Consider the following 17,898-nt stretch of genomic DNA (forward strand, 5'->3'; position numbering starts at 1 on the left):
TATATTTTAGAATAAAGTAACTAATAATACAATTATTTTTATTGTAAATTTATTTTTCCAATTTTATTGAACAAAAGCAAAGGCAATAAAATAACCAATAAAACAAAGATCTAAAACATAAATTGGAATTGCAACGGTTTTAGCTTTTTTTGTAATTAAACAAATTAAGAGATATGCAATAAAACCAACTGCTAACCCATTCGTAATTGAGAAGGTTACAACCATCGTAATAATTGTAAAGAATGCAGCAATCCCAAACTCAGGTTTTACCCATTCAATATCTTTAATTTGACCAACCATTAATGTTCCAACAAAAATAACTGCCGCTCCAGCAACCGCTGGTGTAATTAATTTAAAAATTGGAAATAATGGAATTGCAATTAAAAACATTGTTCCAGTAATAATAGCTGAAAACCCAGTTCGGGCTTCCTGTGAAACACCAGTTGTTGATTCAACAAAACTCGTAACAGGTGAGCATCCTAATGTTCCTCCTATTAATGTTCCAACTGAATCAGCTATTAAAGCTCGTGGTGTTAATGCATATTGTTGTTTTGTTGCTGTTGAAATTTGTGTTGAAACAGAATATAACGTTCCTGTTGTATCAAAAAAATCCACAAATAAAAAGACAAAAATTGAAATATACATAATTGGTGATGTTCAAATTTTTGGATTAGTAAAAGCTCTAAACGTTGATTCTAAATTAGTTCCAAAACCTTGAAAATCACTATAATTTCAACCCTGCCAATGGGCAAAATTTGTGCGAATAAAATCATTATTAATAACATTCCCAATTATTAGCGAAACCCCTAATCCACCTAAAATAGCAATGGCAATTGCTCCGGGAACCTTATTAAAGTGTAAAATAAAAATTAAAATTAAAACACCAAATCCCATTAAAATCATTGGTCAATTAGTTTTTAAATTTCCTAATGTTGCCACTGGAATTCCACCATTAACAACAACTCCGCCCGAAGCAACAGCATTATCACCAACAAAACCAATATTATGTAAACCAATATAAGCAATAAAAAACCCTATTCCAGCCCCAATTGCTAACTTCAAAGAATGTGGAATTGCATTAATAACAATTGTTCGTAATTTTGTTATTGAAATAAGACAAAAAATGACAGCAGAAAACATTACGGCAATTAATGCTCCCTGATAACCCAAGCCATTATTAGCAACATTGAATGTAAAAACAGCATTTAAGCCCATTCCAGGAGCCAAACCAACTGGCATATTAGCTGATAAACCCATAATTAATGTCGCAATAAAAGATGCCAATGCCGTTGCAATAAAGATTCCTCCAAATGCCATATTCTGATTTGGATCTGTTGGATGATTAATATCTGGTGCAATTGATAACATATTTGGTTGGACTGATAAAATATATAACATTGCTAAAAAAGTTGTTAAACCACCAATAATTTCTTTTTTAAAAGTAGTTTTTAAATCACTAAAACGAAAAAAAGTTTGAATCTTTTGTTTAAACATATAGCTTAACTCTCCCTTCAAATTTATATAAAAATAAAAAACATTAACCTTGTTTATGAACATAAGTTAATGCAGAAAGTCAAAGCGTTACGCATTAACCTATAGAGTCTTTATTACGGTGGTAAGACGTAGAAGCGCTAGACCATATTACTAGCATATACAGGTGTTGTTTAATATAATTACTCTTTAAATATACCGGATTAAATTATAAAATCAATTCCTTTTACTAAAAACAAATAACATTTTCTGAAAATGGAAAAAAAGCCTTGCAACTAGTATAAATTTTAAAAGTTTTCAAATCTTTATCTGATAAATACTCTGTTGCTAATGTTATTAAATCTTGCCGATAATGTTCAACTAAATTTGTTCAGCAAAATCAGCCAAGAATTAAAAAGATAATTCCCATAATTGATAAAATTTGAATTGCCAAACCAAGGCCAGCAATAACATTACTATCTGTCAAATAGGGTGTCAAAACAACTAAAATTGTTGTTCCAATAAATAAAATTAAAACAAATATTAAAAATCATGATAAAAATTTTAATCAAAAAAAAGATTTTGATTGTTTTGTTTTTTGATTATAGACATAATAAAAATGAAAAATCATATCATAAATGTTAACAATACTTTGTTCATTATTGTCCCTTTTTCGAATAATGACCGCATTACTAATATTAGAAAAATTACGTGCTTTGATAATATGTTTTCGTTCCCCAATATTAACATCTTGAAAATCATTATCATCTAACATTTTTCGCAATAATTTCCGTGGTTCTAATTCTATTTTGCATTTTTTATATCCAACTAAAATAAAGCCAAATATTAATCATCCTAAGAGAAATAGTCCTGTAATTATAATAAAGACAAAATAAACTAATCCTGCCATTTGTGTTAACCCAAACATTTTTTATTCACATTCTCCTCACATATCAATCTTATCTTATTTTTCAGATTTTTTGAATGATTCCTGAGTAATTAATTTACCATTTTCATCAAATGATTTCGCACAAAAACCAACACCAGTTAAAACATCGGGGACACATTTAAAATTATTTTCAATTTCTTGTAATTTTTTTTGAATTTCTATTGCTATTAAGGCCTGATCTTTTTGTGGTTTTTGCATAGTTTAATCCCTCACTATCAATATTATAACACTTTATATTATTTCCATTAAAAAGATATTCTTTAATTTTGTCGAAAACTCTTGATATTTATAGAATATATCTAATTTTAGGTATATTTTTAATATATAGAGGTAAATAATTGATGGAAAAAATAATTACAGAATTAAAAAACAGTTTTACAGATGATCAATTTTTAGAATTTGCTGAAAAAATAAAAAAAGAAGCAGAAGTAATCAAAAAACAAAAACGTTTAAATGAAATTGATCAAAAATTTAGAGATAAAGGCATTATATGTCCTGATTGTAAATCTTATCATTGTGTTAAAAATGGTCATAATCCCGAAGGAAAACAAAAATATTTATGTAAAAAATGTCGTGCTAGTTTTGATGCTTTTCGTCATCATTTTACTTATTGAAGTCATTTAAATTATGAACAGTGAAATTTATTAATTCAAATTTCATTATTAGGACAATCTAGTAAAATAATTTCCCGTTTTATTAAAACAACACCAAAAACTGCTTGATATAATCGTCAAAAATTAATGCAATCAAAACAATTAGAAAATACTCAATTAAAATTTAAAAAATTAAATGGTCAAATCCAAATTGATGAAACTTTTATTAAAGAAATCCATAAAGGTAATTTTAAAGATAAATTTGATAAACGAAAAACTCATCTTGATCCATTTTCAACTAATACCAAATGCTGTATTCAAATGGTAGTTGATAGCAATAATAATATTTTTGTTCAATCCACCAATACCAAACGATTACAAAAACAATGAATTATTGAAAATATGAATAAGCAATTAATTAAAGAAAAATCAATAATTATTTCTGACATGCAACCATTATATTTATTAGTAGCAAAACAAACAAATTCTACTCTATATTCTACCAAAACTAGTACAAACCCTGATACTAGTTATCGAAAGTTAAATAAGATTAGTAAATTACAATCCAGTCTTAAAGAAGCCTTAATTCATTATCATGGTTTGGGTTTCACTAATATTCAAAATTATTTAAATCTATGAAAATGAAAATACCAACATAAAGGTTTAACACCAAAACAACAATCAACGGTATTATATTTTAATGTTTAAAAAATTTAAAGCAAAATCATGATCTTAAACAAAATTATTTTTCAAATTGTCATATTGATGATTTTTTTATTTCATCAAGAGTTTTCGACAAAATTAAAGAAGATATTTGATTTAATTATTAACTATAATAATTGTTATTCTTAATAATTAGTTCTATGAGAAGACTAGTTTTAAAAAATATGTTTAATTAAAACAAAGAGAATTAATCTCTTTGTTTCGACATAAATGTTAAATAATTATTCTAAATAAGCAATCGCTTCAATTTCGACTAGCGCATCTTTAGGCAACCCTGCAACAGCAACTGCTGAACGTGCTGGAAAATCTTTAGTAAAATATGTTTTATAAACTTCATTCATTGCAGCAAAATCATTAATATCCTTTAAGAAAATATTAACTTTTACAACATTGGCTAAACTATAACCCGCGGATTGAATAATTGCTTTTAGGTTTTCTAATGATCATTTTGTTTGCTCGCTAATTGTTGTGCCACCAAAAGCCATTGTTGATGGGTCTAATGGTAATTGCCCTGATATATATAGAAAATTCCCAGCTTTAATGGCTTGTGAATAAGGACCAATAGCCTGCGGCGCTAAAGCTGTTGCAATAATTTTTTTGTTCATCTTAAGTTCTCCTATCTTATTTACTAAAAATTGTTATTAAAATGTTGACTAATTTTACTACCATTGCAAAAGATGTTCCAATATTAATTCTAAAACATGTTGCTGGAGCTTCAACAAAATCATTATCTTTACTAACAATTAATTTATATTTTAATAATAATTCATTAACTTGTTGTGATGTTAGATTAGTTTCAGCATAATTAATTCACATCAAATATGATGCTTCTAATTCCATAACTTTTAATCCTGGAATCAATCCTAACTTTTCTCTAACATAACGATAATTCTTGACAACATAATTTAACATTGCTGTTTTTCATATAACTACTTCAGGATTGTTATAAGCAGCAAGATACGCTGGAATAGCAAAAACATTCGGGGATGTAATTGATGTTCGTTGATATTGGGCATCAATTTTGGCTCTTAACATTGCATTATATGTAATTATATATGATGATTTTAAACCCCCCAAATTAAAAGCTTTATTTGGTGAATTACAAACAATTAAATTATTGTCCCGAATTATAAATGAAAGCAACGAATGAAACTTAACATTTGGTAATGCTAAATCGCCGTGTACTTCATCTGATATTATTAAAACACGATATTGCTGACAAATCACAATTATTTTTTGTAATTCATTTCTCGTTCAAACACGTCCCCCAGGATTATGAGGATTACACAAAATAAATAACTTCGGATGATATTTTTTAATTGTTGCTTCAAATGCTGCAAAATCAATGTGATAACTATCATCTATTCATTGTAATTGATTGGTAAGAAGACAACGATTATTATTAATAATTGCGTGTCCAAATGGACCATACACTGGCGTTTGAATTAATACATAATCATCAACATCGGTTAAACATTGAATTAATTGATGTAAAGCATTAACTGTCCCATGGACCAGTTTAATCTTATCAACTGGAACTGAAATTTGATGCTGATGATAGTATCAATTACTAATGGTTTGATAAAACTCATCACTAACATAAGTATAACTGTAAACTCTTTTTTTTGCGCGTTCTAAAATGGCATTTACAATTGGAGGCGGTGTAAGAAAATCTAAATCCGCGATTGATGAATTAATGATATTATCCCCAGTTAAATGATAATTCTTGGCAATATATAATTGGTCTCATTTCCGCTCTGAATTTTGACTACGATCAATGATAATATCAAAATCATATTTCATTATCCTCACTTTTACCTTTCTAGTTTTGACAACTTCTTTTTCTGCTTCTGATTTATATATTGTTCTTACTCATTTGTTGACAATTTATTAAATCTTTTTAGCTGTTGTTTTTTAACGGCTGGAATAATTCCAAATGATAAGATATTAACTGTCCAAAGTTGTACTCTTTTTTCTCAAATTGGTTTTGTTTTAATATATTTTAAACCTAATATTAAGCTTGTTGATACAACACAACCAATAATGGCAAAAACTAATCATAATAGAATTGCAATTCCAATTGAGACAGTGCCCGTTGCAGATTGGATTCCTGCCATTGTAATGAAACCACCACCAGTAATTGTTGATCCTAAATTAAAAGCCGCACATAATCCCCCTGAAATAGCACCACCTGCCATAAAAGAAAGAATAACACGGAAAGGATCAGATAAGGCAAACGGAATTGCCCCCTCGGTAATTCCTAAGGAAGATAAAATTCAAGCCATTTTTCCCGCTTCTTTTTCATATTGATTTGAAAAACGACGCCCAATAAGAGTTACTAATGCTGTTGTTCATCCCGTTCCAATTCCTGCTGCTCAAAAGCAGGCATAGGGAACTAATAAAGTTGGGTTCGTTAATTGTCCTCCCGTAAAAGCTTGTGAGAATGAAGCAAATGAAAATGCCCATGCCACTTTATTAAATGGAACTCCTAAATCAAATACACACATCATTCCAATAATAATTCCCAGCAAAGCTGCTAAGTTTAAAGACTGTAATGTTGTTAAACCACTAAAAATAGCATTAATTAATAAAGCTAGTGGTTGACCAATTATAAATAAAATTAGACACATACTAATTAAAGAACCTAAGACTGGATAAACAAATCATGTTAAAACTCCTTGCATTTTTTTGCTGACAAAATACTTTTTAAATAATTTCATCATATATCCAACAAAAATTCCGACAATTAAACCACCCAGAAAGCCCAGACCATCAATAATTACTGTTCCATCCGCCGCCGTTTTTGTTACATAGACACAAGCTAATCCGCCTAGAAAGCCTGGTGTCAATCCAGGTTTATCCGCCATAGCATAAGCAATGTATGCTGCTAAAACTGGTGCTAACAAAATGCTTAAACTTTTTCCGGCAACATTACTTAATGTATTTAACCAATTAGCATGCTGAGCAATATAATTAGCTCCAGCAATTTGGGAAATAATTGTAATTAACGCTTGAATTGCTGTTCCAGCAACAATGATAGGAACAGCATACGAAATCCCTGTTAAAACAGCATTTTTTAAACTGACAGCCCCAGCTTTAAAATGTAACTTAAACCAGCCCTTTTCTTTTTTAATCTTAGTTTGTTTGGCTAGGGGAATATGTTGATTTGGAAGTTGGCGCATAATTTGAAATGCTTTTTTAAAAACAGCCCCGACATCATGTAATGGTTCACTAACCGCAACTTTAAGAATTGGAATATCAACAAACCGTTCTTGCTCACCAATAACAACATCAGCAGCAATAATTAAGATATTGGCATTAGTAATATCTTCCGCCGTTAATTTATCTTCAAAACCATTTGCCCCCTGCTTTTCAACTTTAACAGCATAACCGAGCTGTTTGGCTTCGTCTTCAATTTTTTTGCCGCCATATATGTATGAGCAACTCCAGCTGGACAAGCTGTGATTGCCAAAACATAACCTTTGTAAGTTTCACTTTCTAATGCCGTTACTTCTTCTTTGGCTTGCAATAATGCTAAAATTTTTGTTTTATCCCGTTCTGTTTTTAAAGTTTCTCGTAGATGGGGATCTAATAATTTTTTAGCGACATTACTTAATAGTTCCAAATGAATATCATTTTTTTTATTTGTTGGAATAATTAATGCAATTGCAACTCGAACCATACTATTATCAAATGTTGGTCATAATAACCCAGTTTGATAACGAACAAAAATAACAGCCGGTTTAATAATATCTTTAATCCGAGCATGCGGAATTGCGAAACCATCTTCTAAACCCGTTGATGTTTCGTCTTCTCGTGCTCATAATGCTTTTGTTAATTTTTCAATATTATCAATGCAACCTATTTTGTACGCAATTGTTGCTATCTCTTGAAATGCTTCATCTTGTGTCCGCGCAGATGAATCTAAAATAATTTGTTCTAATGAGAAAAGGTCATTTTTACTGTTGATACTCATCTTTAATCTCCTTAATTTAATAAAATTCTATTGTCCTATTATTAATTAAAACAAAAAAATAAATTGGAACAAGAAAAAAACTATATTTTGAAATATAGTTCTAAAAAATGAAATGAATTTTACTAAAAGTATTTCCGAATTATTTTAGCATATAAATAATCTAAAAACTGCATTACCGTTTGGGAGCGAATCGAAAAAACATCTCAAATTTCATTTTCCCGTGAATTAATAACAAAATACTCCGTGAAATAATCTGTTAAGGTTGTTTTTTTTGCCAATAATTCCAAAGGAATAAATTGCCGGGTTAATTTGTTTAGCAATCGTTGCAATGAAATTGGATTGACCACTCAATGTTATATATAAAATCATATCGTCAGGAGTAATCATTGGTAAATAAGATTCAATTGAATTTAAATCATTTTGATGAATTACATTCTTATTAATTCATCGTAATCGTTGCACAAAATTTCGTGAAACATTATATGCTAAATTAAAAGCAAAAATAAAAATTGTTTTAGCAGTTGTAAGTTTCTCAATTAAAGTTAATAAATTACTATTAAAAAACTCGCATGAATTATTCGCGCTGATTCAATTTTAATATTCAAATATTCATTGAAAAAAGCCATTTCGTCGGCCACTAATTGTTTATTAGCATTAAATTGTTGCACATCTAGTGAGACATTTTCTGATAAATATTTTGTCTTAAATTTTAATTCATTAATTCCTTCCAGGCCAATTTTCTGACAGAAACGAATAATTCCCGCCGCAGAAGTAAAACAATTATTCGCTAAAGCATTCGTTGTTAGTTTATTAATTGTTGCAAGATTATTTAAAATATAACGTGCAATCGTTTGATTTGTTAAATTCTTTTGATCGACCGCTAATGTTTGTAATTGTTTTAATAAATCAGTATCCATCCTTAACTCTCCTTTATATAGTTTATATCTTCTCACATTCCAAGCGGCATTGCTTAAATTCAATTTATTGTTTTCAAAATTGGATAACGACGATTCATAAATCTTTTATTTAAGGCAAAAGCAATGACAAACATCACTAATAATCCTAAAAAGCTAATTAAGTAATCACCGATATTAATTGTTCCTGAAACATAGGATAACATATTATAAACAATTTGATAACGAATCAAATTAATAACCATTGATCCAATTGGAATTGAAATTACTCAACTAATTAAAATAATTGGTAAATAAATTAAAAACATTAGATTAAAAATTCAAAAATCCGAATATCCTAACGCTTTAAAACTATTTAAGACTTTTAAATTATCTTTTAAAATAATATTAGTGATAATAAAGATTTGGAAAATACAAGCAACAATTGATGCAATAAGAATTAATAAATAAATTAGGAATAAAATAATTTGCAAATTAACTGTTTGATCTAATAAAATTTTTAAATTTTTTGTTCCATTATAAATTGGTGATGGTTGATATTGCGAAGGATCCGACAATACATTATAGTTATTATTTTTCTCATAAACACCAATATAACGATATGTCTCATTTTCAGTTAAAGATGAATATACTATTGACAATCGTTTTGGTGTTAAACGCTGATTATTATAACGATTAATTAAAAACATATTTTTCATACCATTATTAAACTGATCAGCAACTACATAAAATGTTACATTCTTATCATTAAAATTACTTGCCAAAATATCACCAATATTAATATTTTGTAAAAACTGGTACGCCTTATTTATGATAATTGGATATAACTGGACATGATAATTAGCTGGATCTCAACTTGGATCCTTACTATGAAACCAGTTGTCTTTTTGGATTAATTTTTTCATCTCATTAACTTGCAAAATTGAGGAGTTAACTTCCGGACTAAAACGATTTCCTTGCGCCGCATGTAATAAACTATTACCATCCCCCGCTTTATCAAAACTTGTTATCTTATTAAAGAATCAACTAATATCTGTTTTGTTTTCAACATTTGGATAAAATAAATTAGTATTATTTTTATAATCATAAAATTCAATCGCACTTCCGGATAAACTTTTTAAATTTTTACCACTAATAAAATTACGATAAAAAGTTGGAATTGATAACTCAATTGTTGCTTTATCATTGGCATTCTTATAATCCGTTAAAAATTGTTTTAATGTATTAAGGTTAACAGCTTCTTGCGCATAAAGAGACTGACTATCGGCAAAGATTTCTGACTGATAGGGTCCATAAATAATTGGTTGATAACCTATTGTAATAATGCCATCTTCATGACTTAGTTCATTAATAAAATATTCATAAACTGATCCTTGAATAAACTTTGTAATTTGATCATAGTATTGCGTATTTTTACAATTTTGCAAATATCATTCATAAGAATTAGCTTTAAATCATAAGTGTTTTAAAGAAGGAATTACACTACTATCCCCAATAAATGGACCGCACACTGGTGGTGATGTTCCAAAATTAGAATATTTCTTTAAAACCATTTCTTCAGTAAAAATTCGTTGTTGTGGTTTAAGCAAAAGGTACCCCGAAACATTTGGATCTTTAATTACGGTTGGGTTGGCATACACTAAATAATCATACGGTGGGGTTTGATCAGCACTATAATTATAATTCGTATCATAACGATAAACATATTTTCAATTTGTATTTGCTTTTAAATTAAGATTAATTTGACTAAAATTAATAATAGTAGTTAAACCAGTAAACAGCATTGCCCCAGTTAAAGTTGTTACAACAATTGTTAATAATAATTTTCATTTTGCATCTAAGGCAAATTTAAGACTTATTTTATATTTAAAATTTAACTGTCAAAAATGAACTTTTGGAATATGTACTTTTACCATTTTTGGTTTTAGCAAGACTAACGTTGGGCGTGATACTTCAATAATAATAAATAAAAAAGCATAAGTACAAACAACCAAACTTGGTAATAAATATGTTCCAATAATTAATCATCACGGTGGAACTGAAATATAAGTCGTAAATTCTAAAAACCCTTGATAAGTAATATTTAAAATAAAGGAAAAAAGTCAACTAGTTACTAATGACAATGATGCAATAACAAACATTAATACTATAAAACAAGCTAATAGTAAAAAGGCAATTGTTCCTGTTCCATACCCTTGCGCTTTTAAATTACCAATAATGTTCCGGTTAATAGATAACAATTTATTAACGATCATACTAATCATGATAAATGACGAAATTACTAATAATAATGAAATTGCCACTAGAATTGATCAAATAATGCCCTCTTTATTCGAAATTAATTCTTTCATATGATTTAATGGACTATAACCACGGTCAAGATATGTAAAATTAGCATTATCATAAACACTTGCCATATCACTTCAACTATTTTTTGTTGTTAAAAATGTTTTATTTCATTGGCTTTTAGCAAAAGCAGCATTAATCTTTATCCCACTGTTCATAATACGAGATGCTGCCGCCATATTATGCTGTAACTGATCATATTCGTCACCACGAATTCACAAATATGGATTGTAAATAAATGATGAATCACTGGAAGTACTATTAACATAAGCATTAGTTGCAAACCCAACGACACGATATTGAAAACCATAGATTGTAAAAAGATCACCAATATTAATTTTATTATGCGAAGCATAAGAATTGTTCATAATAATTGGTGGATAATCTGCTGTTGCATTATAATTTAAAAAAGTTTGATAACTACCCTTAATCATAATTGGAGTTGTTCAGTAGTGTGGGCGGTCACTTTGAATATAAAAGTTTTCCGCTTTAAAAATATCATACACCTGCATTGTATTGCTCATAATAGCACGGTCCGCAACTGAACCAATAATTACCGAATTTAACAACCGTAATTCTAATTGATAAATATGAGCTTGATTATTAGCAAAATTTTTATAAGCACTGGTAAAAACTTTTGTCTTTGTTACTAACAGCGTGTTATCCGGTGAACTGACAAAAGGAATTAAATCATTTTGATTTTTTAAATATCCATCTAATTCATCATAATCGGCCCTGCTTAAAAAATAATCGCTATTAGGTAAAATATTACTCGTAAAATTTAACATAACATTCCCCGTTGATTGTAATTGCTCAATAAAATAAGGATTTGAACTATTTGAAGCAAGTAATTTTCCCTCATAGCGCGGGTCTTTTGAATCTAAAACAATCTGATAATTATCATCTGACCTTTTTTGCAACAGAAAATAAGAACTTTCTACTTTCGGGATATCAATGGTTTGATCCGAGTTAATATAGTTGATATTATTTAGTCCATATGATAAATTTTTATTATTTAAAGCAATTTTTAATTGCTCACTAAATTGAAAAGAAATATTAGTATTATACAAATTTTTACCAATGATATCTAATTGATTAGTACTTAAATTGTTTGACATAATCATTCCACTGAAAAGAGTAATGACAACACCTAACATTAAAAATAATCCTAAAACTTGTAAACTATTTTTAGTAAAACTTAATCAAAAATTTTTAAATAAATGTCTTATCATTAGTTTTCATCTCCATGTAATCTAATTATGATACATTATTTCTTATTTTTCAAAATTATATTTTGGATTCTTTGCTAATTTTTGTAAAGCATCACTAGCTGCTAATTGTTCTGCTTCTTTATGCGTATAACCATGCCCTTCTCCATAACGGATGCCATCAATCTCAGCAATGACCGTATATAAAACACGATTGCCTTCTAATGGTGGAGATTCTTTAATTAACTTATATTCTAATGTCCGCACATCACCAGCTTGCAAAAATTCTTGTAATTCTGTTTTATAATCCCGGATTTGATCAAAAAAACCTGGATTTGAAACCATTCGAATTAAAGTTTGTTCAATAAAAGTACGCACAGTTTCTTCACCTAAATCAAGATACAATGCTGCTAACATTGATTCATAAATATCAGCTAAAATTCGATTCTTTTCATATCCCTTTGTTTTAATTTCACCTTTTCCTAATAACAAAAATGGTGCTCAATTCATTTGCCGTACTAATTCGGCTAATGTTCCTTCCCGCACAACTTTACTACGTAAATTAGTAATTTCACCCTCATTTTTGTCAGAAAAAGTCAAAAATAAATATAATGAAATTTCCTTTGCTAAAATCGCATCACCTAAAAATTCCATTCGTTGATAAGTATAATTTAAATTATTTTCATTTGCATATGAATTATGCGTTAAGGCTTCTAAATAATATTTCTTTTCTTGAAGCAAGATATTATATTGTTTAAAAAATTCTTTTAATTCTGTAAATAGTTGTTCAGGTTGTTTGTTTACAAAATGCATCCTAAAATTAATCCTCCTTTAACAATTTTACTGTCATTTTTTGCACAAAGTCATTAACAATCGCCATATAAGCCATTGTTAAGGTACTAATTCATGATTTTTCATCACTACTGCCATGTGTTTTAATCGCAATTGCTTTTAAACCTAAAACTAAGGCAGAAGCATTATTTCGATAATCAAATGTTTCACGAACGCCCCGGAATGCTTTTCGCAGCGTTAAAGCTTTTAATTTACGAAAAATATTTTTAGTTAATTCGTGTTTGATAATTCCCATTAAATTTTTAGCCATTCCTTCTAAAGCCTTTAATGTAATATTACCAGTAAAACCATCGGTTACAATAATATCAACAAGATTACTCGTAATATCACGTGGTTCAATGTTTCCCGTAAAGTTAACTTTACTATTCGCCGTTAATAACTTATGCGCTTCCTTGTGATAATCTTTTCCTTTTGATGACTCTTCACCAATATTTAAGAGACCAACCGTTGGGGTTGGATTATTCATAATTGTCTGCGCATAAACACTGGCCATAATTGCAAAATTAACAAGATCTTGGGCATCATTTTCTAAATTAGCACCAACATCTAACATTAACACAACCTTCCCTTTTTTAATGGTTGGAATAAAAGGCATAAAAGCTGGGCGCGAAATTCCGGGGATTTCACCAACAATAAAATGACACGCTGCTAAGAACGCTGCCGTCGAACCTCCTGAAATAAATGCATCAACTTTTTGATCACGTAACAATTCTGCCGCACGAACCATTGAACTATCTGGTTTACGACGAACTTCCATTAACCCTTCTGTCATTAGAATAACTTCTGTTGTAGCAACAATTTCATACCTTGCTGGATCTAATTTTGCTTTAACAGCAGCAGTTTGAATTTCCCTTTCATTTCCGACTAATATAAATTTAACATCCTGATATTTTTTTATAAAAACTTTTAAAGCGCCAATAATTGGACTAACTCCTAAATCAGTTCCCATCATATCAATTGCAATTGTACGCATAATTAAATCTCCTAACTTCTTTTTAATTATAACAAATAATTAAGCATTTTTTTTCTTGAAACAATCGGGAAAATTAATCATTATTTTTTCGATAAAACTTCAACTAATTGCAACTTAATTTTCCCTTTGCTATCAACTTCCAGCACCTTAACTTTAACAATATCATTCAATTGAACAATATCTTCAACTTTTTCCACTCGTTTTTCTGCTAATTTTGAAACATGAATTAAACCATCAACATTTTCTTTTAAATTAATAAATGCTCCAAATTTCTCAATTTTAACAACTGGTCCTGTCATTTCAGACCCAATTTCAACTGGCATTGCAATTGCTTTAATTAATTCATACGCTTTCATAATCGCAGCATAATCTTTATGATATATCGTTACTTGCCCATCATCCTCAATATCAATTTTAACATCATCGGCTTTTTCAATAATAACTGTGATCATTTTACCACCCGGTCCAATCACTTCCCGAATTTTATCAACTGGAATCATAAATGTTTTCATTTTCGGAGCAGTTGGTGCTAATTCTGAGCGTGGGGCAGCAATTGTCGCTAAAACATTATCTAAAATTTGAAATCGTGCTTTTTGTGCTGCTAATAATGCTTCTTCTAAAATTATTTTATTAATTCCCGAAATTTTGATATCCATTTGTAAAGCACAAATTCCTTGTGCTGTTCCAGCTACTTTAAAATCCATATCCCCAAGATGGTCTTCCATCCCTTGAATGTCCGTTAAAATGCTATAATTATCATTTTCTTTTATTAAACCCATTGCAATCCCAACGACAGGAGCTGTAATTGGAACTCCGGCGGCCATTAATGCTAAGGTTGCGGCACAAATTGAAGCTTGTGAAGTACTTCCATTTGATTCTAAAACTTCTGAAACAATTCGAATCGTATATGGAAAGGTCTTTTCACTAGGAATAATTTGCAATAATGCCTTTTCTCCTAATGCCCCATGGCCAATTTCCCGGCGGGATGGTGGTCCCATCCGTCTAATTTCACCAACTGAAAATGGGGGAAAATTATAGTGATGCATAAATCGTTTTCCTTCTTCATCAGTAATCCCATCAATAATTTGATTTTCACCTAATGCTCCCAATGTTACAACAGATAAAATCTGGGTTTCACCACGTGTAAATAACGCACTACCATGAACAACAGGTAAAATATCAATTTCACTAGTTAAGAGGCGAATTTCACTAAGTTGACGACCATCTAAGCGTGTTTTATCAATTAAAATTTGGCGACGAACTTCTTGGCGAATAACATCATATAATGCTGTTTTTAATTCGACAATTAAGCGCTGTTGTTCTTTCTCACTAATTTCTTTTGCCAAAGGATAATTTTCAAGTGCATCGGCTATTAAATTTTCAATTATTTCATTGCGGATAGCTTTTTCTCTAATCTGGGCCGCTCCTACTAATTTTGCTGCATAATTGTTCTCTACATAATCTGTAATTTCCGGACGAACAGTAAATAATGTCACTGCCATTTTTGGTTGACCAACTTTGGCAATAATTTCATTTTGAAAAGCTACTAACTCAGTTATAATATTATGCCCTACTAAAATTGCTTCTAACATTGTGGCTTCTGGTACTTCTTTGGCACTTGCCTCAACCATATTAATAGCATCAGCTGTTCCTGCCACAATTAGTTCCATTTGACCGTTATTTAATTGTTCTAAAGTTGGATTAGCAATAATATCTTGTTGCTGATCAACTGTTACTAATGCTCCTGCTACGGGGCCAGCAAAAGGAATTTTTGAAATGCCAAGGGCTAACGACGCCCCAAATAAACTAGCAATTCGAACATCACTATCATTATCAACTGCCAAAACATTAATAATAATTTGTACTTCATTCCGAAAATTTTCAGAAAATAATGGTCGTAATGCTCGATCAATTACTCGCGCGGATAAAGTTCCATATTCTGATGCTTTTCCTTCCCGCTTTAAAAAACCACCCGGGATTTTTCCAACTGAATATAATTTTTCTTGGAAAACAACTGTTAATGGAAAAAAATCAGTTTCACTAACCTTATTACTAACAGTTGCGGTTACTAACACCACTGTTTCTCCATAACGAACTAAAACAGCTCCACTTGCTTGTTTTGCTAATTGCCCATGTTCAACAATTAGGTTACGATTATTAATTATTTTTTTAAAAACTTGTTTTGCCATCAAAACTCTTATTTCCTCTCTGATATTATAAACCTTTTTAATTTTATCACACATTAATTTGATATTTACGATATGATATAAATATAACGAAAAAGTTGAGGAACCGCCGATGGAAGAACAATCAGTCTATATCGATAATCCAACCTTTGAAGAATTAAAAACACAAGCAACTTTATTAGATGTCCGAGCTGAGATTGAATTTAACAGTCTCCAACAAATTCCAAACGCAAGAAATATCTATATCTTTGACTTATTACAAAATACAAGCCATTATTTGCCAGACAAAAACCAACTAATTATTACCTTATGCAATGGTGGGAATCGTAGTAGCGACGCTGCCTTAGAATTACGCCAACTTGGATATCCTAATGTTTATGTTTTAACCGCAGGAATTTATGGTTATTATCGGTGAAAAGAAAACAATTCTAAGAAATAAAGAATTTAATTTTTTACATAAAAAAAATGCACCTTTTTCAATTTAAGAAAGCTTATAACGCTTTCTTTTTTTGGTGCACTTTTATATCTTTATTTTTTATTAATTATTTTTTTATAAATCTTCATAGAAATTATCCGCAATTTTAAATGAACTAACATCTTTTAATTCTTGTAATTTTGTTTTTTCCTCGGCAGATAGTTTTGTTGGAATCGTGACAATAATATTAACAATTAAATCACCCCGTCGATGTGAGGTTGGGCTTTTAAAAAATCCATGGTTTGGAATATTAAAGACACTGTTTGTTTTTGTGTTAGGCGGTAGTTTTAAGTGAACATCACCATCAAAAGTTGGCACTTTAATTTCCGCTCCTAATAAAGCATCTAAATAAGAAACTGGTAAATCTAAGTGTAAATTATCATTTACGCGCTTAAAATATTTATTGGGTTTAACTGAAATTTCTAAATAGATATCACCCCGTGGTCCATTATTTAGACCATAATTTCCTTTTTCACGAATTCGCAATTGTTGATCTTCATGAATTGATTTTGGTAATTCAATTTCAACAGTTTCTTTGCCACGATAATGGCCCTGTCCTTTACATTTTGGACATTTACTTGTGATAACTTTTCCACGGCCCTTACAATCAGGACAAGGTTGTTGTGATTGCATTATCCCAAATAAACTACGTTGTTCAATATTAACATAACCATAACCATCACAAGTTGTACAAGTATGAATGTCTTTTTTGGGATCTTTAGCTCCTGTCCCCGCACATATTTCACAAGGTTTATCAACATTTAAATCAAGTTGAACTTTTTTTCCAAGCATTTGCTCTTTTAATGTCATCTTAACATGGGCGGCAAGATTTTCTCCTTTAATTGGTTGATTACTAAAATCCCGGCGTTTTTTACCACCACCAAAAAAGTTTTCAAAAATATCACCAAAGCCGCCAAAACCACCCGAGAAAATGTCTTCAAAACCACCACCACTAAAGCCTTGACTAAATCCACCAAAACCATTTGGATCATTTCCAGCATGCCCAAATTGATCATAATTCCGACGTTTATTTGGATCAGACAATACTTCATAAGCTTCATTAATTTCTTTAAATTTTGCTTCAGCATCCTTTTCTTTTGAAACATCGGGGTGATATTTTTTGGCTAATTGTCGAAATGCTCGTTTAATTTCATCATCTGTCGCACTACGACTCACACCTAATACATCATAATAGTCTCGTTTCCCCATTTTACCATCTTCCTACTTTCTCTT

Annotated in this window: 15 protein-coding genes, 1 pseudogene and 1 riboswitch; of the genes and pseudogenes, 2 read left to right on the forward strand and 14 right to left on the reverse strand. The window is 29.9% G+C overall.

Translation table 4 applies throughout. From position 1 onward, the window contains the following. Positions 1-63 precede the first annotated feature (63 nt). The 3 genes from ACQH24_RS06385 to ACQH24_RS06395 form a co-directional block, all read right to left on the reverse strand. On the reverse strand, positions 64-1,494 hold the full coding sequence (locus ACQH24_RS06385; protein ID WP_425379758.1) for an NCS2 family permease: 1,431 nt from the start codon (positions 1,492-1,494) through the stop codon (positions 64-66). 82 nt (positions 1,495-1,576) lie between these two features. After that, positions 1,577-1,677, reverse strand: a riboswitch (purine riboswitch). Positions 1,678-1,720: 43 nt separating this feature from the next. Further along, on the reverse strand, positions 1,721-2,398 hold the full coding sequence (locus ACQH24_RS06390) for a hypothetical protein (RefSeq protein WP_425379759.1): 678 nt from the start codon (positions 2,396-2,398) through the stop codon (positions 1,721-1,723). Between the two features lie 36 nt (positions 2,399-2,434). Then, positions 2,435-2,617, reverse strand: a complete 183-nt coding sequence (locus ACQH24_RS06395) for a hypothetical protein (RefSeq protein WP_425379760.1) — start codon at positions 2,615-2,617, stop codon at positions 2,435-2,437. Between the two features lie 143 nt (positions 2,618-2,760). Here ACQH24_RS06395 and ACQH24_RS06400 point away from each other — a divergent pair, with 143 nt between their 5' ends. Next, positions 2,761-3,720 (forward strand): transposase, encoded by a 960-nt coding sequence (locus ACQH24_RS06400; protein WP_425379371.1) that lies wholly within the window; start codon positions 2,761-2,763, stop codon positions 3,718-3,720. Positions 3,721-3,956: 236 nt separating this feature from the next. Here the strand turns inward: ACQH24_RS06400 and ACQH24_RS06405 are convergent, their stop codons facing one another. From ACQH24_RS06405 to ACQH24_RS06450, 10 genes and pseudogenes are all read right to left on the reverse strand, one after another. Next, entirely contained in the window at positions 3,957-4,340 is a 384-nt protein-coding gene (locus tag ACQH24_RS06405; RefSeq protein WP_425379761.1) for a RidA family protein, read from the reverse strand. Positions 4,341-4,356: 16 nt separating this feature from the next. Beyond that, a complete protein-coding gene (locus ACQH24_RS06410; RefSeq protein WP_425379762.1) occupies positions 4,357-5,538 on the reverse strand; it encodes a MalY/PatB family protein in 1,182 nt (393 codons plus the stop codon). A gap of 65 nt (positions 5,539-5,603) precedes the next feature. Then, on the reverse strand, positions 5,604-6,917 hold the full coding sequence (locus tag ACQH24_RS06415; protein WP_425380705.1) for a fructose-specific PTS transporter subunit EIIC: 1,314 nt from the start codon (positions 6,915-6,917) through the stop codon (positions 5,604-5,606). A 75-nt stretch (positions 6,918-6,992) separates the two neighbouring features. Beyond that, positions 6,993-7,711, reverse strand: a pseudogene (locus ACQH24_RS06420) (fructose PTS transporter subunit IIB); the annotation flags it as partial. A gap of 122 nt (positions 7,712-7,833) precedes the next feature. Beyond that, positions 7,834-7,989, reverse strand: coding sequence for a hypothetical protein (locus ACQH24_RS06425; RefSeq protein WP_425379763.1), 156 nt, complete (start codon positions 7,987-7,989; stop codon positions 7,834-7,836). A gap of 264 nt (positions 7,990-8,253) precedes the next feature. Beyond that, positions 8,254-8,628: a hypothetical protein gene (locus tag ACQH24_RS06430; protein WP_425379764.1), complete on the reverse strand. Its 375-nt coding sequence runs from the start codon at positions 8,626-8,628 to the stop codon at positions 8,254-8,256. A 53-nt stretch (positions 8,629-8,681) separates the two neighbouring features. After that, positions 8,682-12,203: an FtsX-like permease family protein gene (locus ACQH24_RS06435; RefSeq protein WP_425379765.1), complete on the reverse strand. Its 3,522-nt coding sequence runs from the start codon at positions 12,201-12,203 to the stop codon at positions 8,682-8,684. Between the two features lie 42 nt (positions 12,204-12,245). Next, complete coding sequence (rnc, locus tag ACQH24_RS06440; RefSeq protein WP_425379766.1) at positions 12,246-12,992, reverse strand: ribonuclease III; 747 nt, start codon at positions 12,990-12,992, stop codon at positions 12,246-12,248. Between the two features lie 7 nt (positions 12,993-12,999). After that, the gene (plsX, locus tag ACQH24_RS06445; RefSeq protein ID WP_425379767.1) at positions 13,000-14,004 is read right to left on the reverse strand and encodes a phosphate acyltransferase PlsX; all 1,005 of its coding nucleotides are present in this window, start codon (positions 14,002-14,004) and stop codon (positions 13,000-13,002) included. Positions 14,005-14,084: 80 nt separating this feature from the next. Then, a complete protein-coding gene (locus ACQH24_RS06450; protein ID WP_425379768.1) occupies positions 14,085-16,193 on the reverse strand; it encodes a polyribonucleotide nucleotidyltransferase in 2,109 nt (702 codons plus the stop codon). A gap of 109 nt (positions 16,194-16,302) precedes the next feature. Here ACQH24_RS06450 and ACQH24_RS06455 point away from each other — a divergent pair, with 109 nt between their 5' ends. Continuing rightward, complete coding sequence (locus tag ACQH24_RS06455; protein ID WP_425379769.1) at positions 16,303-16,629, forward strand: rhodanese-like domain-containing protein; 327 nt, start codon at positions 16,303-16,305, stop codon at positions 16,627-16,629. Positions 16,630-16,740: 111 nt separating this feature from the next. On the opposite strand, the gene dnaJ is transcribed toward ACQH24_RS06455, so the two are convergent. Beyond that, on the reverse strand, positions 16,741-17,874 hold the full coding sequence (dnaJ, locus tag ACQH24_RS06460) for a molecular chaperone DnaJ (RefSeq protein ID WP_425379770.1): 1,134 nt from the start codon (positions 17,872-17,874) through the stop codon (positions 16,741-16,743). Positions 17,875-17,898: the final 24 nt, after the last annotated feature.

Origin of the sequence: Spiroplasma endosymbiont of Stenodema calcarata (assembly GCF_964031205.1) — a bacterium.
Classification (GTDB): Bacteria; Bacillota_I; Bacilli_A; order Mycoplasmatales; family Mycoplasmataceae; genus Spiroplasma.